The sequence below is a fragment of the Kitasatospora sp. NPDC001683 genome (assembly GCF_053596495.1).
Map to the genome: position 1 here is coordinate 136,641 of NZ_JBSFGK010000008.1, position 23,689 is coordinate 160,329.

26 protein-coding genes, 1 other RNA gene and 1 pseudogene are annotated in these 23,689 nt (G+C 72.9%); 16 read left to right on the forward strand and 12 right to left on the reverse strand.

Features of this window, described 5'->3' with window-relative positions; all coding sequences use genetic code 11:
• Positions 1-7 precede the first annotated feature (7 nt).
• Together ACWCYO_RS06920 and ACWCYO_RS06925 are read left to right on the forward strand one after the other, a co-directional pair.
• A complete protein-coding gene (locus ACWCYO_RS06920; RefSeq protein WP_270147219.1) occupies positions 8-751 on the forward strand; it encodes a zinc ribbon domain-containing protein in 744 nt (247 codons plus the stop codon).
• Between the two features lie 4 nt (positions 752-755).
• Positions 756-1,898, forward strand: coding sequence for a bifunctional RNase H/acid phosphatase (locus ACWCYO_RS06925; protein WP_449783625.1), 1,143 nt, complete (start codon positions 756-758; stop codon positions 1,896-1,898).
• A 37-nt stretch (positions 1,899-1,935) separates the two neighbouring features.
• Here the strand turns inward: ACWCYO_RS06925 and yaaA are convergent, their stop codons facing one another.
• On the reverse strand, positions 1,936-2,721 hold the full coding sequence (gene yaaA, locus ACWCYO_RS06930) for a peroxide stress protein YaaA (RefSeq protein ID WP_270147223.1): 786 nt from the start codon (positions 2,719-2,721) through the stop codon (positions 1,936-1,938).
• 10 nt (positions 2,722-2,731) lie between these two features.
• Positions 2,732-3,184, reverse strand: a complete 453-nt coding sequence (locus ACWCYO_RS06935; RefSeq protein WP_270147224.1) for a DUF3995 domain-containing protein — start codon at positions 3,182-3,184, stop codon at positions 2,732-2,734.
• A gap of 183 nt (positions 3,185-3,367) precedes the next feature.
• Between ACWCYO_RS06935 and ACWCYO_RS06940 the strand changes: the two genes are divergently transcribed.
• The 5 genes from ACWCYO_RS06940 to rnpB all read left to right on the forward strand — a co-directional run bounded on the left by ACWCYO_RS06940 (position 3,368) and on the right by rnpB (position 7,724).
• Positions 3,368-3,703, forward strand: a complete 336-nt coding sequence (locus ACWCYO_RS06940) for a hypothetical protein (protein ID WP_270147226.1) — start codon at positions 3,368-3,370, stop codon at positions 3,701-3,703.
• A complete protein-coding gene (locus ACWCYO_RS06945; protein WP_270147228.1) occupies positions 3,700-4,074 on the forward strand; it encodes a type II toxin-antitoxin system death-on-curing family toxin in 375 nt (124 codons plus the stop codon). The genes ACWCYO_RS06940 and ACWCYO_RS06945 overlap by 4 nt, the downstream gene beginning before the upstream one ends.
• 54 nt (positions 4,075-4,128) lie before the next feature.
• Positions 4,129-5,604: an RNB domain-containing ribonuclease gene (locus tag ACWCYO_RS06950; protein ID WP_270147229.1), complete on the forward strand. Its 1,476-nt coding sequence runs from the start codon at positions 4,129-4,131 to the stop codon at positions 5,602-5,604.
• A gap of 197 nt (positions 5,605-5,801) precedes the next feature.
• Positions 5,802-7,313, forward strand: coding sequence for an MFS transporter (locus ACWCYO_RS06955; protein ID WP_449783626.1), 1,512 nt, complete (start codon positions 5,802-5,804; stop codon positions 7,311-7,313).
• 13 nt (positions 7,314-7,326) lie between these two features.
• An RNA gene (rnpB, locus tag ACWCYO_RS06960) (RNase P RNA component class A) lies at positions 7,327-7,724 on the forward strand.
• Positions 7,725-7,930: 206 nt separating this feature from the next.
• Here rnpB and ACWCYO_RS06965 read toward each other — a convergent pair.
• Complete coding sequence (locus ACWCYO_RS06965; protein ID WP_449783627.1) at positions 7,931-8,233, reverse strand: hypothetical protein; 303 nt, start codon at positions 8,231-8,233, stop codon at positions 7,931-7,933.
• Positions 8,234-8,367: 134 nt separating this feature from the next.
• On the opposite strand from ACWCYO_RS06965, the pseudogene ACWCYO_RS06970 reads away from it, so the two are divergent.
• The 3 genes and pseudogenes from ACWCYO_RS06970 to ACWCYO_RS06980 all read left to right on the forward strand — a co-directional run.
• A pseudogene (locus ACWCYO_RS06970) lies at positions 8,368-8,988 on the forward strand (radical SAM protein); the annotation flags it as partial.
• A gap of 1 nt (position 8,989) precedes the next feature.
• Positions 8,990-9,187: a hypothetical protein gene (locus ACWCYO_RS06975; protein ID WP_097238145.1), complete on the forward strand. Its 198-nt coding sequence runs from the start codon at positions 8,990-8,992 to the stop codon at positions 9,185-9,187.
• Between the two features lie 96 nt (positions 9,188-9,283).
• Positions 9,284-10,129, forward strand: a complete 846-nt coding sequence (locus ACWCYO_RS06980; RefSeq protein WP_449783628.1) for a GNAT family N-acetyltransferase — start codon at positions 9,284-9,286, stop codon at positions 10,127-10,129.
• 224 nt (positions 10,130-10,353) lie between these two features.
• On the opposite strand, the gene ACWCYO_RS06985 is transcribed toward ACWCYO_RS06980, so the two are convergent.
• Entirely contained in the window at positions 10,354-10,611 is a 258-nt protein-coding gene (locus ACWCYO_RS06985; RefSeq protein ID WP_270147237.1) for a Prokaryotic metallothionein, read from the reverse strand.
• Between the two features lie 113 nt (positions 10,612-10,724).
• A complete protein-coding gene (locus ACWCYO_RS06990; protein ID WP_270147239.1) occupies positions 10,725-11,123 on the reverse strand; it encodes an ACT domain-containing protein in 399 nt (132 codons plus the stop codon).
• A gap of 156 nt (positions 11,124-11,279) precedes the next feature.
• Here ACWCYO_RS06990 and ACWCYO_RS06995 point away from each other — a divergent pair, with 156 nt between their 5' ends.
• Entirely contained in the window at positions 11,280-11,954 is a 675-nt protein-coding gene (locus ACWCYO_RS06995; protein ID WP_405000712.1) for a PadR family transcriptional regulator, read from the forward strand.
• Positions 11,955-12,011: 57 nt separating this feature from the next.
• Here ACWCYO_RS06995 and ACWCYO_RS07000 read toward each other — a convergent pair whose 3' ends face one another.
• A complete protein-coding gene (locus tag ACWCYO_RS07000; protein ID WP_449783629.1) occupies positions 12,012-12,221 on the reverse strand; it encodes a hypothetical protein in 210 nt (69 codons plus the stop codon).
• A 43-nt stretch (positions 12,222-12,264) separates the two neighbouring features.
• The gene (locus ACWCYO_RS07005) at positions 12,265-12,483 is read right to left on the reverse strand and encodes a hypothetical protein (protein ID WP_270151507.1); all 219 of its coding nucleotides are present in this window, start codon (positions 12,481-12,483) and stop codon (positions 12,265-12,267) included.
• Positions 12,484-12,911: 428 nt separating this feature from the next.
• On the opposite strand from ACWCYO_RS07005, the gene ACWCYO_RS07010 reads away from it, so the two are divergent.
• Positions 12,912-13,610 (forward strand): bifunctional DNA primase/polymerase, encoded by a 699-nt coding sequence (locus ACWCYO_RS07010; protein WP_270147242.1) that lies wholly within the window; start codon positions 12,912-12,914, stop codon positions 13,608-13,610.
• 261 nt (positions 13,611-13,871) lie between these two features.
• Here the strand turns inward: ACWCYO_RS07010 and map are convergent, their stop codons facing one another.
• Positions 13,872-14,717 (reverse strand): type I methionyl aminopeptidase, encoded by an 846-nt coding sequence (gene map, locus ACWCYO_RS07015; RefSeq protein WP_270147244.1) that lies wholly within the window; start codon positions 14,715-14,717, stop codon positions 13,872-13,874.
• Positions 14,718-14,823: 106 nt separating this feature from the next.
• Between map and ACWCYO_RS07020 the strand changes: the two genes are divergently transcribed.
• Entirely contained in the window at positions 14,824-15,054 is a 231-nt protein-coding gene (locus tag ACWCYO_RS07020) for a hypothetical protein (protein ID WP_270147246.1), read from the forward strand.
• A gap of 187 nt (positions 15,055-15,241) precedes the next feature.
• Here the strand turns inward: ACWCYO_RS07020 and ACWCYO_RS07025 are convergent, their stop codons facing one another.
• Positions 15,242-15,847, reverse strand: a complete 606-nt coding sequence (locus ACWCYO_RS07025) for a hypothetical protein (protein WP_270147247.1) — start codon at positions 15,845-15,847, stop codon at positions 15,242-15,244.
• Positions 15,848-15,894: 47 nt separating this feature from the next.
• On the opposite strand from ACWCYO_RS07025, the gene npdG reads away from it, so the two are divergent.
• Together npdG and ACWCYO_RS07035 are read left to right on the forward strand one after the other, a co-directional pair.
• Positions 15,895-16,587 carry an NADPH-dependent F420 reductase gene (gene npdG, locus ACWCYO_RS07030; RefSeq protein WP_270147248.1) on the forward strand — a complete coding sequence of 231 codons (693 nt, stop codon included), beginning with the start codon at positions 15,895-15,897 and terminating at the stop codon, positions 16,585-16,587.
• A gap of 113 nt (positions 16,588-16,700) precedes the next feature.
• A complete protein-coding gene (locus ACWCYO_RS07035; RefSeq protein ID WP_270147250.1) occupies positions 16,701-16,883 on the forward strand; it encodes a hypothetical protein in 183 nt (60 codons plus the stop codon).
• Here the strand turns inward: ACWCYO_RS07035 and ACWCYO_RS07040 are convergent.
• Positions 16,880-17,704: a site-2 protease family protein gene (locus tag ACWCYO_RS07040; RefSeq protein WP_449783630.1), complete on the reverse strand. Its 825-nt coding sequence runs from the start codon at positions 17,702-17,704 to the stop codon at positions 16,880-16,882. The genes ACWCYO_RS07035 and ACWCYO_RS07040 overlap by 4 nt on opposite strands.
• A 193-nt stretch (positions 17,705-17,897) precedes the next feature.
• On the opposite strand from ACWCYO_RS07040, the gene ACWCYO_RS07045 reads away from it, so the two are divergent.
• Complete coding sequence (locus ACWCYO_RS07045) at positions 17,898-21,266, forward strand: AfsR/SARP family transcriptional regulator (RefSeq protein ID WP_449783631.1); 3,369 nt, start codon at positions 17,898-17,900, stop codon at positions 21,264-21,266.
• Between the two features lie 136 nt (positions 21,267-21,402).
• Here ACWCYO_RS07045 and ACWCYO_RS07050 read toward each other — a convergent pair whose 3' ends face one another.
• Positions 21,403-22,230 carry an ABC transporter permease gene (locus tag ACWCYO_RS07050; RefSeq protein WP_270147255.1) on the reverse strand — a complete coding sequence of 276 codons (828 nt, stop codon included), beginning with the start codon at positions 22,228-22,230 and terminating at the stop codon, positions 21,403-21,405.
• Positions 22,227-23,252 (reverse strand): ATP-binding cassette domain-containing protein, encoded by a 1,026-nt coding sequence (locus ACWCYO_RS07055; protein ID WP_270147257.1) that lies wholly within the window; start codon positions 23,250-23,252, stop codon positions 22,227-22,229. Before ACWCYO_RS07055 ends, ACWCYO_RS07050 begins: the two co-directional genes overlap by 4 nt.
• Positions 23,253-23,689 lie beyond the last annotated feature (437 nt).

A 23,689-nucleotide genomic window follows, 5' to 3' on the forward strand; every position in this document is an offset into this window, starting at 1 on the left:
TTTCCGCTTGAACGCCGCGCCCGCCGACCAGATCCGCCTGCTCGACCTCCAGGCCATCGACTCCAAGCTCGACCAGCTGGCCCACCGGCGCCGGAGCCTGCCCGAGCACGCCGAGATCGAGAAGGCCACCGCCGACCACACCGCGCTCAAGGACCTCGTCATCGCCGCCGAGGCCCAGAAGGGCGACACCGCCCGCGAGCTGACCAAGGCCGAGCAGGACGTCGAGCAGGTCCGTGCCCGCGCCGCCCGCAACCAGCAGCGCCTCGACTCCGGCGCGATCACCTCGCCGAAGGACCTGGAGAACCTCCAGCACGAGATCGGCTCGCTGGCCAAGCGCCAGGGCGACCTCGAGGAGGTCGTGCTGGAGATCATGGAGCGCCAGGAGAGCGCCAACACCCGGGTCGAGGAGCTGAGCGCCCGCCTGGAGCACTCCACCGTGATCCTCAAGGAGGCCGAGGGCCGCCGCGACGCCGCCTTCGCCGAGATCGACGCCGAGGCCGACAAGGTCAAGCGCGACCGCGAGACCGTCGCCGCCGTCATCCCGGCCGACCTGCTGAAGCTGTACGCCAAGCTGCGCGAGACCCAGGGCGGCGTCGGCGCGGCCCGCCTCTACCAGCGCCGCTGCGAGGGCTGCCGCACCGAGTTCTCGATCACCGAGCTGAACGCGATCAAGGCCGAGCCGGCCGACAAGGTCGTCCGCTGCGAGAACTGCTCGCGGATCCTGGTCCGTACGGCCGACTCGGGCGTCTGACCCGGTGGCGGCGCGCTTCATCGTCGAGGCGGACGGCGGGTCCCGGGGCAACCCGGGGCCGGCCGGCTACGGCGCGGTGGTCCGGGACGGCGACACCGGGCAGCTCGTCGCGGAGGCCGCCGAGTTCATCGGCCACGCCACCAACAACGTGGCCGAGTACCGGGGCCTGATCGCCGGACTCAGGGCTGCCCGCGAGCTCGACCCGGACGCCTCGGTGGACGTCCGGATGGACTCCAAGCTGGTCGTCGAGCAGATGTCCGGGCGCTGGAAGATCAAGCACCCCGACATGCAGCCGCTCGCCGCCGAGGCGCGCGCGGTCTTCCCGCACGGCCGGGTCACGTACACCTGGATCCCGCGCGAGCGGAACAAGGACGCCGACCGGCTGGCCAACGAGGCGATGGACGCCGGCCGCGACGGCCGCCAGTGGGAGCCCCGCAAGCCCGTCGGGGCCGTCGCCGTCACCGAGGAGCCGCCGCTCGAGCAGGCCGTCCCCAAGGCCGGCTGGGTCGCCCCCGCCGACCTCGGAACCCCGACCACCTTCGTCCTGCTGCGCCACGGCGAGACCCCGCTCACCCCGGAGAAGCGCTTCTCCGGCAGCGGCGGCACCGACCCGGAGCTCTCCGACAAGGGCCGCTGGCAGGCCGAGCGGGTCGCCGAGGCGCTGGCCGCGCGCGGCAGCATCCAGGCGGTCGTGGCCTCACCGATGCGCCGCACCCGGCAGACCGCCGAGATCGTCGCCGCCCGGCTCGGCCTGGAGGTCCGGTACGAGGACGGGCTGCGCGAGGTCGACTTCGGCGCCTGGGAGGGCCTGACCTTCGCGGAGGTGCGGGAGCGCTACCCGGACGACCTGACGGCCTGGCTCGGCTCCGCCAAGGCCAAGCCGACCGGCAGCACCGAGAGCTTCACCACCCTCACCCACCGGGCGGGCGTCACCCGGGACAAGATCCTCGCCCGGTACCCGGGCAAGACGGTGCTGCTGGTCTCCCACGTCAGCCCGATCAAGACGCTGGTCCGGCTCGCCCTCGGCGCCCCGCCGGACTCGATGTACCGGATGGAGCTGTCCGCCGCCTCGATCTGCGCCGTCCAGTACTACGCGGACGGCAACGCCTCGCTGCGGCTGCTCAACGACGCCTCGCACCTGCGTTGAAGCCCCTTCCAGCGGGGGGCAGCGCACGTCGCCGGGGTCAGTGCACCTCGGTGACCACCACGTCCAGCTGCCACGGCTTGCGCGCCGTGCCCTCCGCGGCCAGCTCGACGTGGTGGCCCAGCGCCAGCAGCGCGTCCATCAGCTCGGTCGGGGTCTTCGGCTCGGTCCCGGCGACCAGCAGGTCCCGGACGATCCGCCCCTTGGTCGCCTTGTTGAAGTGGCTGACCACCGTGCGCTTGCCGTCCCGTTCCTGCAGCACCCGGACGGTCGCGGTACGGGAGGCCACCTCGCCGGCCGGCTTCCAGGCCGCCGCGTAAGCGGAGCTGCGCAGGTCCAGCACCAGCCCGTCCGCCACCTCCGGGAGCACGGAGGCCGTCGCGCTCCGCCAGTACGCGCCGAGCGCCCCCAGTCCGGGGAGTTTCACGCCCATCGAGCAGCGGTAGGACGGGATCCGGTCGGAGATCCGCACCGCGCCCCACAGACCGGAGAACACCAGCAGCGAGCGCTCGGCGCGGTCGTACGCGGCGGCGTCCAGGGTGGCCAGGCCCAGGTTGTCGAACAGCACCCCGGTGTACACCTCGGCGGCCGGGCGGGCCCCGGCGGTGGGCAGGCCTGCGTTCTTGGCGATCTCGCCGCGCAGGCCGGGCGTGAGCCCGAGTACCTCGGCGGCGGTGTCCTCGTCGCCCCGGCACAACCCGACCAGCGCGTCCAGCACCGCGCCGCGCGCCGCCGTCAGCCCCGCCAGCGACAGCCGCTCGAGCGCGACCGGCTCGCCGTCCCCGGACGCGGCCTTGCCCTCCGAGGGCGGCAACAGCACCAGCACAGCGGACTCCTCAACACTTTGTGGCGGACGAACCCCGCCACCCTACTGCGGCCGCTCCGGCGCCCAACGCCACGCACAGGGGCGAGTAGTACCGCACGTTCAGCCGCCGGAACCGCTCCGTGCGCCCGCTGACCCGCCCGAACACCACCGGCCCGGCCACCCCGCGCGCCACCAGCACCCCGGCCACCGCCCGCACCCCGGCCCGCCGCAACGCCCGCGGACCGGCCTGCGGCAGCACTCCGGCCTCCGCCCCCACCAGGTAGGAGGCCGCCCCCAACAACCCCGCCACCGCCAGGCACGCCCCGGCCGGCGGCACCCCGTCCCCCGTGCCGACCACGGTGTCCGCGAAGTCCTCCGGCGTCCGCAACGGCCAGGGCGTCACCGCCCACACCGCGTGCAGCGCCCCGGTCACCGCCAACGCCGCCGACACCGCACCCCCGGCGACCCGTACCGCAGCACCCATGCCCGAACCCCCTCCGCCCTGTTCCACCCCCACCGTACGAGTGCTCACACCGCCGCCGACACCCGCACCGGGCCGCCCGACGCACGCGGCCGCCGCCGGGGCGGCGGCAATTCGGTGGGAATGTCCGGCGTTCCCCACTACGGTGAGCCGCACCACGGTGAGCCGCGAAGGAGAGTGACCGAGATGACCATGCGACCCCTGGACCTGGTGCCCGGCGACGGCGAAGCCGTGGAGGAGTCCCTGTCCGTGCGCCTGCCCGCCGGCCTGCCGGACGAGACCCGGCAGGCCCTGGAGTTCGCGCTGCGGGCTGCCGCGCAGGCGGTGATGGCCGGGCGCGTCCGGGTGACGGAGGCGGCCACCGGGTCGGACACCGCCGAACTGGCCTTCGAGGTCCGCCAGTCCGAGCTCCCGGAGGCGCTCACCGAGGGCGCACCGGGCAAGGCCGAGCGCCGCGCCGCCATGGTGGCCCGGATCCGCGCCGCCAACGCGGAGACGCTGGAGAGGCTGAAGGACCTGTGACCACCGAGTACCTGGACCTCGACGACGTCACCTACCTCGCCGGGGGCCCGCAGAACGTCCGCGACCTCGGCGGCCTGCTCTCGGCGATCGCCCGCCCGCAGGCGAGCCTCTTCGGCTCCGACGCCTACCCCGACCTGTGGACCAAGGCGGCCGCGCTCGGCCAGAGCCTGGCCCGCAACCACCCGCTGGTCGACCGGAACAAGCGCACCGCCTTCGAGGCGATGCTGCTGTTCCTGGACTACAACGCCGAGCCCTACGCCGACCCGCACCCGGACGACGCCGTGGCGTTCATGCTGCGGCTCGCCACCGGCGGGTACGACGACGCGATCGGGCTCGCCGCCAAGGACCTGAAGTCCCTGCTCGGGCGCTGAGGGCGCGCTGAGCCTCCGTCCGGAATCACCTGATTCCGCCCTACGCTGGCCTGCATGCCTCGCCGAAAACTACGCGTCAAGGCCGCCGACTCCGCCCGGATCAACACCGAGCTGACCGAACTGCGCACCCACTTGGAGATCCACACCGAGTGGCCAGAGGCGGTGCTCGCCGAGGCGGAGGAGGCGGCCGAGCACCCGTGGCTGCCGGAGCACGACGCCACCGACCTGCCGCTGTTCACCGTCGACCCGCCCGGCTCCCGCGACCTCGACCAGGCCATGCACCTCAGCCACCGCCCCGGCGGCGGCTACCGGGTGCACTACGCGATCGCCGACGTCGCCGCCTTCGTCCGCCCCGGCGGCGCCATCGACGCCGAGGCCCGCCGCCGGGTCGAGACCCTCTACTTCCCCGACCACCGCGTCCCCCTCCACCCCACCCGGATCTCCGAGGACGCCGCCAGCCTGCTGCCCGGCGAGCCCCGCCCGGCCCTGCTCTGGCAGCTGGACCTGGACGCCGACGGCGCCGTCGTGCTGGCGGACGTCCGCCGCGCCCTGGTGCGCTCGCACCGCCGCCTGGACTACGCCGCCGTCCAGCGCGCCGTGGACCTCGGCGGCGCCGACGAGCAGCTCGCCCTGCTCGCCACCGTCGGCCGACTGCGCGAGGAGCAGGAGCGCGCCCGGGGCGGGATCAGCCTGCCGGTGCCCGAGCAGGAGGTCGAGGAGACCCTGCACGGCTACGTCCTCGGCTACCGCGCGCCCAGCCCCGCCGACGGCTGGAACGCCCAGATCTCGCTGCTCACCGGCATGGCCGCGGCCGAACTGATGCTGGACGCGGGCGTCGGCCTGCTGCGCACCCTCCCCGCCGCGCCCGCCGCCGCGTACGAGCGGCTGCGCCGGATCGCCGCCGCGCTGGACGTCGACTGGCCGCAGGCCGTCCCGTACCCGGAGCTGATCCGCTCGCTGGACCCGGAGGTGCCGCTCAACGCCGCCTTCCTCAACGCCTGCACCGGTCTGCTGCGCGGCGCCGGCTACCACGCCTTCGACGAGTCCCGCGGCCTGCCCGCCCCCGCCGAGCCGGGGCACGCCGCGCTGGCCGCCCCGTACGCGCACTGCACCGCGCCGCTGCGCCGGCTCGGCGACCGCTTCGCCCAGGAGGTGTGCGTGGCGGTGGCGGCGGGGGAGGACGTGCCGGACTGGGCGCGGGAGGCGCTGCCGGCCGTGCCGGCGCTGATGGCGGGCGGGGACCGGCGGGCGGGCGAGGTCGAACGGGCCTGCGTGGACCTGGTGGAGGCGGAGTTGCTGGTCGGCCGGGAGGGCGAGGACTTCGCCGCGGTGGTCATCGAGGTGGACGAGAGGCGTCCCGGCTCGGGCACCGTCCAGCTGCGCGAGCCAGCCGTCCGGGCCCGCTGCGACGGCGCGGCGTCCGGCTCGCCGGACGGGGTCGCCGCCCGGCTGCCGCTCGGCCGGATGATCGACGTCCGGCTCACCACGGCCGACCCGGCGACCCGGACGGTCCGCTTCGCCGCGGTCTGAGGCGCCGTCCGATGGTCCACCGCCGGAAGCCGGAAGCCGGAAGCCGGAAGCCGGAAGCCGGAAGCCGGAAAACCGGAGACCGAAGCCGGAGACCGGAAGCCGGAGACCGGAAGCCGGAGACCGAGAGCCGCCGACCCGGCCACCCGGACGGTCCGCCGTACCACCCCGCCCCCGCCCCGGAGTGGGAGGATCGGTCCGTGCCCGATCCCCAGCCCCCCGCCGCCATCCCCGCCGCCCGCGTCCCCGTCGCCGGGCGGCGCCGCCGTCTGCTCGTCCTCGCGATCTGCTGCCTGAGCCTGTTCATCGTCGGCCTGGACAACACCGTGGTGAACATCGCACTGCCGGTGATCCAGAAGGACCTGGGGGCCCCGGCCTCCGGCCTGCAGTGGATCATCGACGCCTACACCCTGGTGCTGGCCTCGCTGCTGATGCTGTTCGGCTCGGTGGCCGACCGCTTCGGCCGTCGCCGGGTGTTCCAGATCGGGCTGACCTGCTTCGCGCTCGGCTCGCTGCTGTGCAGCCTGGCGCCGAGCCTGGAGTGGCTGGTGGTGTTCCGGGCGCTGCAGGCGGTGGGCGGCTCGATGCTCAACCCGGTGGCGATGTCGATCATCACCAACACCTTCACCGACCCGAAGGAACGGGCCCGGGCGATCGGCGTCTGGGGCGGTGTGGTCGGCATCTCGATGGCGCTCGGCCCGCTGCTCGGCGGCTTCCTGGTGGACGGCGCCGGCTGGCCCTCGATCTTCCTGATCAACGTTCCGGTGGCCCTGCTCGCCATACTGCTGACCATCCGTTACGTCCCCGAGTCGCGCGCGCCGCGGCCGCGCCGGCTCGACCCGGTGGGACAGCTGCTGATGATCGTGCTGCTCGGCTGCGGCACCGCCGCGATCATCGAGGGCCCGGGCAACGGCTGGACCTCCCCGCTGATCCTCGCCCTCGCCGCGGCCGCGGTGGCCGCGCTGATCGCCTTCCCGCTCTGGGAGCGACGGGTCGCCGAGCCGCTGGTGGACCCGCGGTTCTTCGCCAGTGCGCCGTTCACCGGCGCCACCGTCACCGCGGTCTGCGCCTTCGCCGCGCTCGGCGGCTTCCTCTTCCTCAACACCCTCTACCTGCAGGACGTCCGGCACTACGGCCCGGTCGAGGCGGGCCTGTGGACGCTGCCGATGGCCGGGCTGATGCTGGTCTGCGCGCCGCTGTCCGGACGGATCGTCGGCAGCCGGGGCCCGCGCCTGCCGCTGGTGGTGGCCGGGCTCGGCCTGGCCGCGAGCGGCCTGCTGCTCACCCGGCTGACCGCGGACTCCCCGGCCGCGCTGCTGCTGGTCGCGTACGCGCTGTTCGGTTTCGGCTTCGGCATGGTCAACGCGCCGATCACCAACGCGGCCGTCTCCGGCATGCCGCGCTCCCAGGCGGGCGTGGCCGCCGCCGTCGCCTCGACCAGCCGCCAGGTCGGCCAGTCGCTGGGTGTCGCGGTGATCGGTACGGTCGTCACCTCGGCCGTGGTCGGCCCGCTGGCCACCGGCTTCGCCCCGGCCAGCCACGCCGGCTGGTGGATCCTGGTCGGCCTCGGCGCCGCGATCCTCGCCCTCGGCGTGCTCACCACCGGCACCTGGGCCACCGACACCGCCGCCCGGGTGGCCGCCCGCCTCGGCGCCGAGCCCCCGGTGGCCCGGTCCGGTGTTCGGGAGGCCCCGCCCGAGCGGCTACTATGACCACTACGGCGGAAGAGCCGGCCGGGCGGTCGCGACGGGTCCCTGACCCGCCGAGGAACGTCCGGGCTCCACAGAGCAGGGTGGTGGGTAACGCCCACCCGGGGTGACCCGCGGGACAGTGCCACAGAAAACAGACCGCCCACCGCTTCGGCGCGTGGGTAAGGGTGAAACGGTGGTGTAAGAGACCACCAGCGACCGGGGTGACCCGGCCGGCTAGGTAAACCCCACCTGGAGCAAGGTCAAGATCGGTGCCTCCGGGCACCGTGCGCGAGTGTTCGAGGGCTGCTCGCCCGAGCTCGCGGGTAGACCGCACGAGGCTGTCGGCAACGGCAGCCCTAGATGGATGGCCGTCTCCCCGGGCCGCGCAAGCGACCCGGGTGACAGAACCCGGCGTACAGGTCGACTCTTCCGTCGCCGACCTGAGGGAAGGCCCCTGACCTGCGAAACAGCAGGTCAGGGGGCCTTTTCATGCCTCGAAGACCTGTAACCACTTGCTGACTCTTCGTTTCTGTTTCTGCCTGTTTCTGGGTGTGCTGTCGCGATCGCGTGGCGGTGAGAACTGTCGAAACAGCCATCCGAGACCCATGCGCTGATCACGACAGCACTCGACGCGCGACTCAGCTGGCCAGCGCCTCCCCGAGCAGCGCGTACGGCCGACCGGTGAGCCGGCGATGCAGCGTCTCGGCGCGGGATCGGATCAGACCCTCACGGTAGGTGGCCGGCAGCCGCTCCCACACCCCGGATGCCATTTCGGCGGCACCGGACGGGTCGCCGTCGACGTGCAGGCATGCGGCGGTGTCCACTGCCAGCAGGGCGCGCACCATCACCGACGGAGAATCCGTGAGCGCCAGGGCGTCCTCCTGCGCCTGGTGGGCGCTGCCCGTGTCGCCCAGCAGTGTGTACGCCTGCGACAGGTGCACGTGGTGCTTCTGCTCGGGGTAGCCGAACCAGGTGTCGGCCGCCTCGGCGCCGTCCAGGCGCTCCGCGAGATTGCGCGCGTCGTCCAGTGCTCGCCGGGCCCCATCGAGGTCTCCGGAGGTCGCCTGCGCTGGAGAACCTGCTGGAGATGTTCCGCGAGTGCCCGCCCTACCGAGTCACGGTGTCGATGTACGGGGCGACCAAGGCCAGCTACGACGAGCTGACCCAGCGACAGGGCGCCTGGGACCTGTTCATCCAGGGCATGAACGCCGCCCGCCGCGCCAGGCTCCCACTGCGGATGAGCATCATCGTCACCGAGGACAACGCCACCGAGGAACAGGCGATGATCGACCTGTGCGAGGGCTGGGGCCTGGAGTACAACGTCTTCACCAACATGACGCCGACCATCTACGGCGGCGGGGAGACGCTGACCGCGCAGTCCAAGGAGCACCTGCGGATGCGCAGGCCGTTCGGCGGCTGCAACGCCGGACACACCTTCTTCCACACCGACCCACACGGGCTGGTGTCCATCTGCAAGATCGGCCGTGACGACCAGATCAGTCTTCCCTCCGAGGGGATCGACGGCCTCGCCCGGCTTGGCGCCATCGCCGACCGCCTCATGCTTCGCACCGGTGGCTGCTCCGGCTGCCAGCTCTCAGGCTCGTGCACTGTCTGCCGGCCGCTGGCCAAGCACTACCAGGAGGCGAAGGCACCACTCGCAAGTTACTGCCAGCACGGGATCAAGAAAGCAGGATGACATGACCGCTGTAGCTGTCGAACTCTCCCCGAGGCGTCCGCTCCCGGACGACGGCCCGGCCCAGCGCCTGCCGTACCTCACGAGGCCGATCGCGGCCCCGACCCCGCCCGTCACCGAGATCATCGCCGTCGGCGACCTGGACGACGTCATGGACAGCGTGAAGTGCTCGTGCAACGCGGGCGACGACAACCCCCACTGAACCACCCGCTGATCGCACCTGATCAGTAACGCTCAGGCCCCGGCGCTCTCTGCGTCGGGGCCTGAGCCGTGCGGGGCGGGCGAGTAGGGTGCGGGTATGGATCTGCGCTGGGACTTGCTGCGCCCCGTGATGTGCGTCCCGTATTTTCCGACGCTCGGGCCGCTCCACCCCGAAGCTGTTTCCGCTGAGCTTCTGGCCGAGGTGTTCGCCGTCGCTGGCACTGGAGAATTCCTGCCGCACGACAAGGGCCGGCGGTGGTCCGACCACAAGGACGAGCATGTCCTGGTGGACGCCGTCGTTCAGGACCAGGCTCGCACGCTGATCCCCACCATCACCGGTCGCGGCATCCTGCGCGTCCATCTCTATGGCGCCCGCGAACACCGGCCGGAGGCCGAGGAGCTGGCCGCCAAGCTCGCCGCCGGGCGCGGTGCATCCAAAGCCCGTGTGGTGTGGTTCCAGGACGCCGCCGACCCAGTGGCCGCCTCTACCCGTGTACAGCTCCGTGCCTTCGATCAGGACGCACCTGCCGTTGAGGGAATCGAGGCCCTCGGCCAACGGCCCGAAGCCATCCGGACCACCTTCCCCGAGTTCGCCGAGAAGCTGGCCGGCGAGGGCTTCGTGTTCCTGCACTCCCGGATCGACAGCGTCGGCCCCGTGCTGGTCGCTGTCCAGGACGAGCGCGTAGTAGGCGCAATCGGCCCCATGGAGACCATGGCCGACCCCATCGGTAGGCGACGACTCCTCCCGCAGTACTTCGGTGTTCTGCCGGAATACCGAGGCCTCGGCCTCGGGCGGCTCCTGTGGCGCTCGGCGATGCACTGGGGCAAGGAGTGCGGCGCCGACTACCAGCTCTTGCAGACAGCTGCCGGGGGCGCGTCCGACCGGCTGTGCCAGAGCGAGGGCCTGGCCGACCTCGGATTCGTCTGCACCACCACCGTCTGACGAGAGCCTCACGACGGACGAGGAGCCGCTGAAGAGGCGAGGTGAGTGGCGGTCGCCGAAGGTGTGGCGATCACGTGGCGATCGGACCGCCGGGAACGACGTTTCCGCAGGTCGCTGCTCGTGAGGAGACTGTTCCCGGCGTACAGGCCGGCTCTTCCGCCCCCTGAACGGCCGAAGGCCCTCCGACCCGCACGGGTCGGAGGGCCTTCGTGCATCGAGGGGGCTCAGGCCGGGCGGGAACCGACGGCATCGCGGATCTGATCGCCGAGGCCGCCGTTGACGCGGGCGCAGTTGGCGCAGCAGAAGAAGCTGCCGGCCACTTCGACGCCGTGGCCGACGATGCGGACATCGCATTGTTCGCAGCGGGGGGCGAGCTTCTGGATCGCGCATTCGAAGCTGTCGAAGGTGTAGGTGTCGCCGGTGACCGTCTTGATCTCGAAGGCGAGCCAGTAGTCGTTTCCGCAGGTGACGCAGGTGGCCATGGCGGCCGTCTCCTTCCGGTGGGGGCAGCCGGTGGGTGGCGGCTGACACTCCCAGTGTCGAAGCGGAGGTCGAAGGCGGCCACCCGGCGGGACCGCCAGGCGGATCAGGCGGATCAGGCGGAGCGGGCCGAGAGCTCCGCCAGGGCCCGGACGGCGCGGTCGGCTTCGTCGGCGGCGACGAACAGGTGGTCGTGGTGGAAACCGGCCACCACGTTGCAGCTGATGCCCTCCTCGGCGAGCCGCCCGGCCACGGCCGCGGTCAGTCCGACGGCCTCCAGCGCGGAGTGGATCTGCAGGGTGATCCAGGCCGCCACGTACTCGTAGCGCAGCCCGAGGGCGTCCGCCTCCTCCTGGGGGACCACGACCGTCACCCCTTCGGGTTCGGCGACGGTCACCACCGGCCGCATCCCGGCGGGCACCTTCGCGGGGAGGGTGCAGTAGACGTACCGCCCCGGGTTGAGCTGCGGTCGCATCCCGCGCAGCAGGGTCGCAAGGTCTCGTTCACCGGCCATGCCCGTCACCGTATCGGCTCGTCGGTGGCCGCGCCGCCCGGTGGAGGCGTGTCGGAATCAGTTGACGAGCGACAGTCACCGATATATCGTCGAACTATCGAGACAGTGACTCGACTGTCTCGGAGAACCAGATGGAACCTCAAGGAGGTGGGCGCCATGCGCTCAGGAATGCGATTCCGCGGAGAGGGCCCGCGCGGCGGCGGACGACGTCGTGGTCCGGGTCCGGACTTCCGGGGCATGCCCGGGGAGGGCTTCGGGGAGCGGGCGGCCTTCGGCGGCTTCGGCCCGCCGTTCGGCGGCGGCCCCGGCCGGCCGATGGGCGGCCCGTTCGGGCACGGCTTCGGCGGGCACGGCGGTCGGCGCGGCGGCCCGCACGGTCGGCGCGGTGGCCGGGCCCGGCGCGGTGACGTCCGGGCCTCGCTGCTGGCGCTGCTCAAGGAGCGGCCGATGCACGGCTACGAGATGATCGCCGAGATCACCGAGCGGACCAACGGGGCCTGGCGGCCCAGCCCGGGCTCGATCTACCCCAACCTCCAGCTGCTGGAGGAGGAGGGCCTGATCACCGCGGAGGAGGTCGGCGGCAAGCGGCTGGTCTCGCTCACCGAGGCGGGCCGCGCCGAGGCCGAGGCCGGGCCCGCGGAGCCGTGGGCCGAGGCCGGCCGGGAGGTCGACTGGGAGGCCGTCCAGGAGGTCGGGCAGGCGCTCGCCGCGGTCGACCAGGCGGTCCAGCAGGTGATGCGGACCGGCACCGAGGCGCAGCGCACCAAGGGCCTGGCGGTGCTGACCGAGGCCCGCAAGAAGCTGTACCTCATCCTCGCCGAGGATGACTGACCGGTCCGGGGGGACCGGTGCCGCCGGTGAGCCGGCGGGCACGGGCGCTGCGGCTGCTCAGGGATGGGTCAGGAACAGGGCCACACAGGCGAGCAGCAGCACCGCCCAGCCGAACCAGAGCCAGCCGTCCGGGCCGATCGTCACGGAGTAGAGGCACACCACCAGCAGCAGCACCGCCGTCACCCCGGCGACCTGCCGGTTGTGGTGGGCGGCCGCCTGCGCGCGGCTCCTGCGGTGCCGGTCCCCGTACCGGACCGTCCTGGCCATGCCGACCTCCCGGGAGGCGAGGGGGGAACGGACGGGCGGACCGTCAGCCGGAGGCCGCCTCGTCGTACTCGTAGCGCCAGAACCAGCTCAGCCCCCGCACCTGCTTGGTCCGGACGTACACCAGTGTGCGCGCGGGGGAGTCACCGTGCGCGGGGACCGGGACCTTGTACTTCTTGGGCACGCCGAGCATCGGCCCCAGCGGGATCGGGAGGACCTTCCCGTCCAGGGGGCCGCCGACGAATTCGGTGTCCGCGCTCTTCACCCCTCCAGGGTCTCACCTCCACGCGGTGGCCACGCCGGGAGCACCCCGCAGCGGAGGCCCGGTGAGGACGAAGTGCCCGGGGTGTGACCGGAGAGGCACCGCCCCCGGTCATCGGGAGGCCCCGCGCACCCTTATCCTTCCTGTTACGCCCTCGGGTTCACCCCGGGTCAGCGGGCCCCGTACGGGCCGGGCGAGGCGCGAGTCTGCGTGCCCTCCGGCCGTCACCGGCGCGGACAGCGTGCTGCCGCGACAGGCGTACCGAGACCCGGGCGTCGGCCGTCCGGTGACCCCGGGCCGCGGTCGGCAGGGCGCGGACAGCAGGGCCGAGCACTGCCCCGGGAAGCAGCGGGGGGCGCTGTGCGTTGCGTCGGAGTGGAACGTCGAACGCTGTGTCGCACCAGGCACGGCAGTTGCGCGGAAGGGGCCCGATGGAAGCCGGCAGCAGGTGGACGACCTGGTGGCAGAAGCGTGACCGACAGCGGGCCCGCCCCGACGGCACGGACCCGGCAGCCAGACTGGACCACCTGCTCGGCGCGGTGCGCGCCGGATTCCCCCTCGCGCCCGCCGCCCACCCGGCCGGCTACCGGTGCTCCTGCGACCGGGTGGCCTGTCCGGCCCCGGCCCAGCACCCGGTCTCCTTCGCCTGGCAGACCCAGGCCACCACCGACCCCGAGCAGCTCTCCCGCTGGCTCTCCCGCGACCCGCAGGCCAACTTCGTCACCGCCACCGGGCGGGTGCACGACGTTCTGGACGTCCCGGCCGAGGCCGGTCGGCTGGCACTCGAGCGGCTGACCGCGTTGGGCGTCGAGGGCCCGGTCGCCGCCGTGGGCGAGGACCGCTACCTGTTCTTCACCGCCACCCGCGGCACCCCGCAGGACGAGGACGAGTGGTGGGACAGCGCGCTCGACTCGACCCCGGACACCATGTCCGAGCACCCCGGCCTGCGCTGGCACTGCCGCGGCTCGTACACCCTGCTCCCGCCGGCCGCGCTGCCGGACGGCTCCCAGGTGCGGTGGCTGCGCGGGCCCGAACTGCCGCTGCCGGACCCGCTGCGGGTGCTGGACGTGCTCACCGACGCCTGTACCGAGGTGGGCGCCGTCGCCGAGGAGCAGTGGCTGATCGGCTGACGGCTGTTACTCACCCGCTCGCCTCCGGGCCGCTCTGACCCGGTGCCGACGGTCGGCGCTCCGGCGCTCGTTCCTCGCTTGTCGCTTCTCCCTTTCGGCACCGGCGCGCCCCTTCGGCTCGGGGCGGGTTACTCACCCGCTCGCCTCCGGGCCGCTCTGACCCGGTGCCGACGGTCGGCGCTCCGGCGCTCGTTCCTCGCTTGTCGCTTCTCCCTTTCGACACCGGCGCGCCCCTTCGGCTCGGGGCGCGCCCGCACGGGTTCACGGCAGGGTGAGGATCTCCGCGCCGTCCGCCGTGACCACCAGGGTGTGCTCGAACTGGGCGGTGCGCTTGCGGTCCTTGGTGACGACCGTCCAGCCGTCCGGCCAGATCTCGTAGTCGTACGTGCCCAGGGTGAGCATCGGCTCGATGGTGAAGGTCATGCCGGGCTTGATGACCTCGGTGGCCCGCTCGCTGTCGTAGTGCGGGATGATCAGGCCGGAGTGGAACGACGTGTTGATGCCGTGTCCGGTGAAGTCCCGCACCACGCCGTAGTCGAAGCGCTTGGCGTAGGACTCGATGACCCGTCCGATGACGTTGATCTGACGGCCCGGCTTGACCGCCTTGATCGCCCGGTTGAGGGACTCCCGGGTGCGCTCGACCAGCAGCCGGGACTCCTCGTCCACGTCGCCGACCAGGTAGGTGGCGTTGAGGTCGCCGTGCACCCCGTGGATGTACGCGGTGGCGTCGATGTTGACGATGTCGCCGTCCTGCAGCACCGTCGAGTCCGGGATGCCGTGGCAGATCACCTCGTTGATCGAGGTGCAGACGGACTTGGGGAAGCCGCGGTAGCCGAGGTCGGAGGGGTAGGCGCCGTGGTCGCACATGTACGCGTGGGCGACGGCGTCCAGCGCGTCGGTGGTGACGCCGGGGGCGATCAGCTTCGCCGCCTCCTCCATCGCCCGGGCGGCGATCCCGCCCGCGATCCGCATCTTCTCGATCGTCTCGGCGGTCTGCACCTCGGGCCCGGTGTACGGCGTCGGCGCGGGCTTGCCGACGTACTCGGGGCGCGGGATGTGCGCCGGGACCTTGCGGGTGGGGGACTGGATGCCGGGTACGAGAGCCATGGCGGCGAGTCTATCCGCCGGGCCCCGTCGTCCCCGGGTGGTGTGCGCGGGGGCCCGGCCCGGGGAATGATCGGTACCCACCCCTACGTCTGGACGGGAGAGCGCGATGCCCCTCGGATTCCACCGCAAGCCGACCGGCAAGCCCGGCGAGTGGTTCTACTGCATCAAGCACGGCAAGGTCGAGGAGGGCCCCGAGTGCCCCGCCAAGGACCGCCTCGGCCCGTACGCCACTCCCGACGAGGCCGCCCACGCCCTGCAGATCGCGGACGAGCGCAACCGGGAGTGGCAGAACGACCCGCGCTGGAGCGACAAGCCGAAGGACGAGGGGACCGAGTAGCCCCGTGATCGTGCGCCGCGACGACGAGGCCGCCACCGCCGTGCCGACTGACGCATCGGCACGGCGACGTACAGGTCGGGCGTCAGCGAGCGCAGCAGCGCGCACGGCTGACCGGGTACGGGGTGGTTCGTCGTCGTTCACGAACCACCATCCTGGGACGGCTACTTCACTCCCCGCAACGGATTCCTCACCAGCGGCTGAGCGGGGGCGTCGAGGTCAGCCGCCCGGCGAGCTCGGCCAGCCGGCCCAGGGCGGAGCGGCGGCCGACGGGCTGCCCGGCGGCGGCGCTGACCAGGTGCTGGGCGAGGTCGAAGGGCTCCTCGGCGGCGGTGCCGACGGCGAGGCGCTCGTGCGCGAGGCCGGCGAGGTCCCCCGGGATCGCAGGGCCGGCGCCCTCCAGCGCGAGCACCGTCGCGCCTTGCCGGCGGGCGTCCTGCACCCGCTCCAGCAGCGGGGTGCCCGCCGCCCCGGGGGCCACCACCAGCACGGTGGCGCCGCGCCCGGCCTCGGCGAGCCGCCGCAGGCCGTGCGTCAGGTGGGCCGGGGCGGCGGCCGGTGGGCGGTGCCGCAGCAGGGTGGGGGTCAGCCGGGGGACGGCCGACCAGGCGGCCTCGTCCTCCAGGTGGGCGGCCAGGTGCCAGGGCTCGTACGCCTCGGTGCCGACCAGCAGCAACTCGCCCGCGCCGCGCCGTTCCACCGAGCGCCGCAGCGAGCCGGCGAAGCCGCCGACCGCCTCCAGCCAGCCGGTGCCCGTGAGCCGCTCCCGGAGTGCCGAAACTCTCACCGCGTCCATGCGGGCCAGGATGTCGCGCCCGGCCCGCGATTTGGGAAGATCAGTCCATGACTTCCCTCGATTCAGCGACAAACCCGGCCCACGAGCTGCCGGACGTCTCGCAGTTGGTGGTCGGCGTCCTGGGCGGCACCGGCGACCAGGGGCGCGGCCTGGCCCTGCGGCTGGCCAAGGCCGGCCAGCAGGTGATCATCGGCTCCCGTGACGGCGCCCGGGCCGAGGCCTCCGCCGCCGAGCTGGGCGTGGGCGTGCGCGGCGCCGACAACGCCACCGTCGCCCGGGAGAGCGACGTGGTGATCATCGCGGTCCCGTGGGAGGGCCACGCCGCCACCCTGACCGCGCTGCGCGAGGAACTGGCCGGAAAGATCGTCGTCGACTGCGTCAACCCGCTCGGCTTCGACAAGCAGGGCGCGTACGCGCTGAAGCCCGAGGAGGGCAGTGCCGCCCAGCAGGCCGCCGCCCTGCTGCCGGACGCCCGGGTCACCGCCGCCTTCCACCACCTCTCGGCGGTGCTGCTGCAGGACGAGTCGGTGGAGCGGATCGACACCGACGTCATGGTGCTCGGCGACGACCGGGCCGCCACCGACGTCGTCCGGGCACTGGCGAGCCTGATCCCCGGCATGCGCGGCATCTACTCCGGCCGACTGCGCAACGCCCACCAGGTGGAAGCGCTGGTGGCCAACCTGATCTCGGTCAACCGCCGCTACAAGGCCCACGCGGGCCTGCGGATCACCGACGTGTGACCGAGGGGCGCCGTGTCGACCTCACCCCTGGACCCGTTCCGGAGGTGAGGTCGGCGACAATGGGGGGCGGCCGTCACCCGGCCGTCCGCACCCGGTCCTAGGAGCCCCGCGCCATGCCTCGCACGTCCCTCTTCGCCCTGCTCGTCGTCGTCCTCGCGCTGGCGGCCGCCGTGGTCTCGGTGATCGAGGGCTTCTGGCTCGGGCTGATCTGGCTGCCGCTGGCCGGGGTGGCCAGCAACGTGCTGTGGATGAACCGGCGCAGGGCGAAGCTGGCGGAGGCGGCCGAGCGGGCCTAGTTCTCCCAGAAGCGGAACAGCAGCTGGCCGTAGCCCGCGAAGTTGTCGTCCGTCATGCCGAACAGGTGCGTCACGGCGGACACCAGGTCGAAGAACACGTGCCGCACCTCGGGCTGCCACAGCAGGGCGAACACCGCGAGCATCCCGTACGGCGCGAACGGTTCGATCGAGCGCCGGGTCCTGTACGACAGCCAGGGTTCGACGATCCCGTAGCCGTCCAGGCCGGGCACCGGCAGCAGGTTCAGGATCGCGGCGCTGATCTGCAGCTGGCCGAGGAAGGCGAAGGCACAGGCCAGCGGGGCGTAGCGCCACGGCCACTCGAAGCCGTGCCACTCCATCGAGAGGCCCGGGTTGTCCAGCCACCCCGCGCCGACCGGGATCAGCAGCGCCGCCCCGATCACCAGGTTGACCAGCGGGCCGGCGGCTGAGATCAGGCTGTGCTTGAGCCGGCCCTGGATCCGGCTCCGCTCGATCCAGACCGAGCCGCCGGGCAGGCCGATGCTGCCGAGGATCACGAAGAGGATCGGCAGCACGAAGCTGAGCAGCACGTTGGCGTACTTCAGCGGGTTGAGCGTGAGGTAGCCCTTGGCGCCGACGGTGATGTCGCCGCCGTGCAGCGCGGTGCGCGCGTGGGCGTACTCGTGCAGGCAGAGCGAGACCATCCAGCCCGACACCACGAACAGGAACACCCCGAACGAGGCGTTGCCGTAGCCGGAGTACACCGCCCAGGCGGAGGTGCCCAGGGTGGCGAGGAGCACCCAGAACACCGGGCTGATCCGGCGGTCCTCGCTGCGGGAGCGCTGCGTTGCGGCGAAGGTCATCTGTGGGTGCTCCGGGTGCAGAGGAAGGGGGTGGATACGGGCTGGGGTCGATCATGCCGGGCGGGGCGGTGACCGGACAAGCCGCGCCGGGTGAACGTCCGAGGGGCGCCGCCCGGTTCCGTCGGGCGCGTGGCCCGGTGGGCGCCAGCACAATTGTGCGGCCCCGCCGCTGCTCATCGACCAGAATGGACCGGTGCACTACGGCATCCTCGGCACCACCACGGCCCACCACGACGACGGCACACCGGTCCCGCTCGGCGGTGCCCGGCTGCGGGCCCTGCTCACCGCGCTCGCCCTGCGGCAGGGCCGGCCCGTCCCGGCCGACCTGCTGGTGGACGAGGTGTGGGACGCCGAGCCGCCGCAGGACTCCTCCGCCGCGCTGCAGACCCTGGTCGGCCGGCTGCGCCGAACCATCGGCCGGGAGCGGGTCGGCTCCGGCCCGGCCGGGTACTGGCTGACCGGTCCGGCCACCGACCTCGCCGACTTCCAGCGGCTGAGCACCGAGGGCCGCCGCGCCCTGGAGGCCGGTGACCACGCGCTGGCCGCCGAGCGGCTGCGCGCCGCGCTGGCGCTGTGGCGCGGCCCCGCGCTGGCGGACCTGCCCGACCGGGCCGGGCCGGCCGCCCGGCTGGAGGCGCAGCGGGACGAGGCCCGCCGTCACCGGATCACCGCCGACCTCGGGCTCGGCCGGGCGGCCGAACTGGTAGCCGAACTCGCCGAGTTGTGCGAACGGCAGCCACTGGACGAGCCGCTGCAGCTGCTGATGCTGCGGGCCCTGCACGAGAGCGGCCGCACCGCCGAGGCGCTGCGCCACTACGAGCGCACCAGGCGCGCCCTGGCGGACGAGCTCGGCGCCGACCCGGGCCGCCAACTCCAGGCTCTCCACGCCGAGTTGCTGAACTCGACCGAGCCGACGGCAGATCCGATACCGATACCGATACCGGCGCCGGCGCCGGCGCCGCCCACGCCCGCCCCCCAGCTCCCGCGCACCGCGGGGAACCTGCGCGGCCGACTGACCAGCTTCGTCGGCCGGGAGGGCGATCTCGCCACCCTGCGCCGGCTGGTGGCGGACCGCCGGCTGGTCACCCTGACCGGCCCCGGCGGCTCCGGCAAGACCCGGCTGTCGGTCGAGGCCGGCCGCGCCGAGCAGTCCACCGGGCACTGGCCGGACGGCGTCTGGGTGGCCGAACTCGCCCCACTGGAGAGCCCGGAGGCCGTCCCCGCCGCCGTGGTCTCCGCGCTCGGCCTGCGCGAGATCGTGCTGCACAGCAGCAGCGTGGTCGCGGAAGTGATCGAGAAGCGTGCCGAGGACCCGGCGCGCCGACTGGTCGAGCACTGCGGCCACCGCCGGATGCTGCTCGTCCTGGACAACTGCGAGCACCTGATCCAGGCCGCCGCCGACCTCGTCGACACCCTGCTCGCCGAGTGCCCCGGACTGACCGTGCTCGCCACCAGCCGCGAGCCGCTCGGCGTGCCCGGCGAGACGGTACTGCCGGTCGAGCCGCTGCCCGACCCGGTGGCGCTTCGGCTGCTCACCGAGCGCGCCGCCGCCGCCCGTCCCGGCTTCGACCCGCAGGGCGACCCGCAGGCCTGCGCCGAGATCTGCCGCCGCCTGGACGGCCTGCCGCTGGCCATCGAACTGGCCGCCGCCCGGCTGCGGGTGATGACGGCCCGCCAGATCGCCGACCGCCTGGACGGCCGGTTCGCCCTGCTCACCGCCGGCAGCCGCACCCTGCTGCCGCGCCAGCAGACCCTGCGCGCGGTGGTCGACTGGAGCTGGGACCTGCTCGGCAAACGGGAACGGGCGGTGCTGCGCCGGCTCTCGGTGTTCGCGGGCGGCTGGCAGCTGGAGGACGCCGAGGCGGTCTGCGCCGACGGCACCGAGGTGGTCGCCCCGGAGGTCGCCGACCTGCTGCTCTCCCTGGTCGACAAGTCCCTGCTGGTGGCCGACCTCACCGACGACGGCGGCCAGCCGCGCTACCGGATGCTGGAGACCATCCACGAGTACGCCACCGAGCGCCTCGCCGAGTCCGCCGCCGAGCGCGACGCCACCGGGGCCCGCCACCTGGCGCACTTCCGCGCGATGGTCGCCACCGCCGAACTGAACATCCACGGTCCGCGGCAACTGCACTGGCTGGCCGTGCTGGACCGCGAGCAGGACAACATCCGGGCCGCGCTGCGCCGGGCGATCGACCTCGCGGACGAGGAGCAGGCGCTGGTCCTCGCCGTCGGCATGGGCTGGTACTGGTCGCTGCGCGGCTACAGCATGGAGGCCCGCGGCTGGTACGGCGCCGTCGCCGCGCTCGGCCCGGACCCGTTCGGCCCGGACACCCCGCCGCCGGTGCCGCTGGAGCGCCACGTGCTCGCGTACGGCGTGCCGATGCCCGAGGGAGTGCTCGAGGAGGCCCGCCGGCTGGTTGCGATGTTCCGGCTGCTCGGGCTGTTCGAGGGGAACCTGGACGTGCTCGGCAACCCGGAGGCGGTCGGGATCGCGGAGCACCTGCTGGGCACCTACACCGAGGACCTGCCGCAGGCCTACCGGTTCCCGGCGCTGATGCGGGTGTTCGGCGCCTTCCTCGCCGGCCGCCTGGAACTGATGAAGGGCCTGCTGGACGACGCCGTCCGCGGCTGCGAGCGGTACGGCGACGTGAACGACCTGGCGTTCGCCCTGCAGGTCCGGGCCCGGATGCTGAACGACTGGCCGGAGGGCGAGGAACAGAGCCTCCGGGACGGCCAGCGCTCCCTGGAGCTGTTCGAGCAGGCCGGGGACCTCTGGGGGGTGTCCCAGGCGCTGGCGGCCCGCGGCGAGTCGCTGGCCAACCGGGGCGACGTCGACGGCGCGGCCGCCGCGTACGAGCGGGCGATCGAACTGGCCGAGGCGCTGGGCGCGCCGCACGAGGTGCCGATGCTGCAGGTGAACCTCGGCAGCGTCCTGCTGGAGCGGGACATGGCCCGCGGTGAGCGGATCGTCCGGGAGACGCTGGCCACCATCGACGGCACCGGCCTCAACCAGTCCACCACCGGCGCCCTGCTGATCGGGCACCTGACGCTCTGTGGCATCCACGCCCAGCGCGGCGAGTTCCAGCAGGCGCTGGCCGAGCTGGACGCGCTCGACGCGATCACGTCGGGCGGGTTCGTGCCGGGCATCGTGAGCGGTCTGGTCGCCAGCTCCCGGGGCTGGGTCACGGCCCGGGCCGGGGATCCCGACCGGGGTCTCGAGCTGCTGCGCGAGGGCCGGCGGCTGCTGCTGGAGATGACGGCGGCGAGCGGCTTCGCCGAGCAGATGACGGTCATGGTGGTGCCGGCCGCGGTCGGGGTGCTGTGCGCCTTCGCGGTGCGCGACGGCGACGTCGAGCAGGCCCGGCAGGCGGCCGTGCTGCTCGGCGCGCACGGGGGGCTGAACGGTCCGAAGGGCGGCTTCCTGGAACGCACGGAGCGCGACCGTTCGGCGGCCTGCCTGCGGGAACTGCTGGGGGACGCCGGGTACGAGGCGGCCCACGCCGTCGGCACGGGGATGACCCAGGCACAGACCCAGGCCGTGCTGTCCGAGTTGATCGACTAGTAGGGCCTGCCCGGCACGATCCGCCGGGCAGGCCCTGGGCCGGTCGGCCGGTGCCCGTCCCCTTGGTCACCGGCCGACCGGCCGTCCCCGGCCGGCGTCCTGTCCCGGGCCGCCGGCCGCCCCCACCCCGGCTCGCTCAGGTCCGCTTGCGGAAGCGGGCCACCGCGAGCGGGGCGAAGATCGCGGTCGAGACGGCGGACCAGATCAGCACCACCATCACCGGGTGGGCCACCGCCCCCTCGCCGTTGAGCAGCGCGCGGGAGGCGTCGGCCAGCTGGGACAGCGGGTTGACCTTGGTGAAGGACTGCAGCCAGCCCGGCATGGTGCTGGTCGGCGCGAAGATCGAGCTGCCGAACTGCATCGGCATCAGGACCAGCATGGAGACGCCCTGGACGGCCTGGGCGTTGCGCAGCGACATGCCCAGCAGCATCGAGATCCAGACGATCGACATGCCGAACACCAGCGACAGGCCGACCGCGGCCAGCACCTCCAGCACGCCGGTCTTCAGCTCGAAGCCGAGGAGGAACGCGAAGGACAGCAGGATCGCGGAGGAGAGCAGCGCCCGCAGCGACTCCGCCACGAGCTTGGACAGCAGCACCGAGGCCCGTCCGATCGGCAGGGTGCGGAAGCGGTCCATCACCCCGCTCTGGAAGTCGCTGTTCAGGCCGGTGCCGACGGCCAGCGCCAGCGTCATGCCGGTCTGCCCGAGCAGACCGGGGGCCAGGCGCTGGATGTAGCCGTCCTGACCGCCCGAGATCGCGCCGCCGAAGACGTAGACGAACAGCAGGGTGAAGACGATCGGCATCAGCACGGCGTCGAACATCGACTCCGGGTCGGCCTTGATCCGCATCAGGTTGCGGCGGGTCAGCGCGCCGATGTGGCGCAGGGTGCCGGCCAGGCCGATCCGGCTGTCCTCGAGCGGGGCGTTGTCGACCCGGGCGGGGGCGAGCGTGGCGGTGGTCATGCGACGGGCTCCTTGACGGGGGCGGCGGCGGGCGCGGTGGCCGCGTCGGCGGTGGGCTTGCCGGTGATGGCGAGGAAGACCTCGTCCAGGCTGGGCACCTTGGTGTCGATGGCGGCGATGGCGAAGCCGCGGCCGCCGAGCACCCCGATCACGGCGGTGAGCTGCTCCTCGCCGGTGATCGGCACCGCGAGCAGGCCGTCGTCGGGGGAGACGGTGGCGGAGGTGATCCCGCTCTCGTGCAGGCAGCGGGCCATCTCCGGGAGTTCGGCCGGGTGGGCCGGGCGGACCTGGAGGATCTGGCCGCCGACCTTGGCCTTGAGCTCGGCGACGCCGCCGTTGGCGATCACCTTGCCCCGGTCGATGACGGTCAGCTCGTCGGCGAGCTGCTCCGCCTCCTCCATGTACTGGGTGGTCAGCAGCACGGTGGTGCCCTCGGCGACCATCCGCTGCACCTCGTCCCAGACCTCGTTGCGGGTGCGCGGGTCCAGGCCGGTGGTGGGCTCGTCCAGGTAGAGCACCCGGGGGCGGCCGATCATGCTGGCGGCGAGGTCGAGGCGGCGGCGCATGCCACCGGAGTAGGTCTTGGCGGGCCGCTTGGCGGCCTCGGTGAGCGAGAACCGCTCCAGCAGCTCGGCGGCCCGGGCCTTGGCCTCGCGGCTGGAGAGGTCGAGCAGCCGCCCGATCAGGTAGAGGTTCTCGTACCCGGAGAGCAGCTCGTCCACGGACGCGTACTGCCCGGTCAGGCCGATGGTGCGGCGCAACTGCTTGGGCTGGCGCACGACGTCGTACCCGCCGACGACCGCGGTGCCGGCGTCCGGCTTGATCAACGTGGAGAGGACGCGCACCAGCGTGGTCTTGCCGGCCCCGTTCGGCCCGAGCAGCGCGAGGACGGTGCCCTCCCGGACGGTGAGGTCGACCCCGTCGAGCGCCTTGGTGGCGCCGAAGTGCTTGACGATGCCGCGCACCTCGACGGCGTGCCCGACTGTTCCCCGCGTCTTCGGGGCGATGGCGATTCCTGTCATGCCCCCAGACTGTCCGCCCCGCCTGTCACCCCCCTGTCACGCCGCCGGCACCACTGTCACGCCGCTGTCACCCGACTGTCGTCGCTGTACGGGTGTACGGGCCTCCTCTCAGGAGGAGGCCCACACACATCATTTCAAGAGTTTTTGAAAATCGGTGGCGCCTCCTCGATCGAGGAGGCGCCACCGAAAGAAAAGCCAATTCTGAACAAATAGAGAAAGATCACGCCCGGCTCCTTGGCAAGTCGAGGGTTGGCCCAAGATTGCTGAGGGTTGGCCTCAACCCAGCCATCGAAAGATATTAAATAACCCAGGACATCGGAACTCGATCGCCCGCCTCGCCTCGGCGGCGAGGCGGGCGATCGAGAGGGAGCCAAAGGAAAAGAAGAATGGCGCTGGCCTCCTCAAGCGAGGAGGCCAGCGCCAAAAATGCAGCCAGC

Excerpts from the sequence above, each read along its gene's own strand:
- ACWCYO_RS06935 (WP_270147224.1), bottom strand. The coding sequence starts at position 3,184 with ATGGGTGCTGCGGTACGGGTCGCCGGGGGTGCGGTGTCGGCGGCGTTG.
- ACWCYO_RS06940 (WP_270147226.1), top strand. The coding sequence starts at position 3,368 with ATGACCATGCGACCCCTGGACCTGGTGCCCGGCGACGGCGAAGCCGTG.
- ACWCYO_RS06950 (WP_270147229.1), top strand. The coding sequence starts at position 4,129 with ATGCCTCGCCGAAAACTACGCGTCAAGGCCGCCGACTCCGCCCGGATC.
- ACWCYO_RS06975 (WP_097238145.1), top strand. The coding sequence starts at position 8,990 with ATGACCGCTGTAGCTGTCGAACTCTCCCCGAGGCGTCCGCTCCCGGAC.
- ACWCYO_RS06980 (WP_449783628.1), top strand. The coding sequence starts at position 9,284 with ATGGATCTGCGCTGGGACTTGCTGCGCCCCGTGATGTGCGTCCCGTAT.
- ACWCYO_RS06985 (WP_270147237.1), bottom strand. The coding sequence starts at position 10,611 with ATGGCCACCTGCGTCACCTGCGGAAACGACTACTGGCTCGCCTTCGAG.
- ACWCYO_RS06990 (WP_270147239.1), bottom strand. The coding sequence starts at position 11,123 with ATGGCCGGTGAACGAGACCTTGCGACCCTGCTGCGCGGGATGCGACCG.
- ACWCYO_RS06995 (WP_405000712.1), top strand. The coding sequence starts at position 11,280 with ATGCGCTCAGGAATGCGATTCCGCGGAGAGGGCCCGCGCGGCGGCGGA.
- ACWCYO_RS07000 (WP_449783629.1), bottom strand. The coding sequence starts at position 12,221 with ATGGCCAGGACGGTCCGGTACGGGGACCGGCACCGCAGGAGCCGCGCG.
- ACWCYO_RS07010 (WP_270147242.1), top strand. The coding sequence starts at position 12,912 with ATGGAAGCCGGCAGCAGGTGGACGACCTGGTGGCAGAAGCGTGACCGA.
- map (WP_270147244.1), bottom strand. The coding sequence starts at position 14,717 with ATGGCTCTCGTACCCGGCATCCAGTCCCCCACCCGCAAGGTCCCGGCG.
- ACWCYO_RS07020 (WP_270147246.1), top strand. The coding sequence starts at position 14,824 with ATGCCCCTCGGATTCCACCGCAAGCCGACCGGCAAGCCCGGCGAGTGG.
- ACWCYO_RS07025 (WP_270147247.1), bottom strand. The coding sequence starts at position 15,847 with ATGGACGCGGTGAGAGTTTCGGCACTCCGGGAGCGGCTCACGGGCACC.
- npdG (WP_270147248.1), top strand. The coding sequence starts at position 15,895 with ATGACTTCCCTCGATTCAGCGACAAACCCGGCCCACGAGCTGCCGGAC.
- ACWCYO_RS07035 (WP_270147250.1), top strand. The coding sequence starts at position 16,701 with ATGCCTCGCACGTCCCTCTTCGCCCTGCTCGTCGTCGTCCTCGCGCTG.
- ACWCYO_RS07040 (WP_449783630.1), bottom strand. The coding sequence starts at position 17,704 with ATGACCTTCGCCGCAACGCAGCGCTCCCGCAGCGAGGACCGCCGGATC.
- ACWCYO_RS07050 (WP_270147255.1), bottom strand. The coding sequence starts at position 22,230 with ATGACCACCGCCACGCTCGCCCCCGCCCGGGTCGACAACGCCCCGCTC.
- ACWCYO_RS07055 (WP_270147257.1), bottom strand. The coding sequence starts at position 23,252 with ATGACAGGAATCGCCATCGCCCCGAAGACGCGGGGAACAGTCGGGCAC.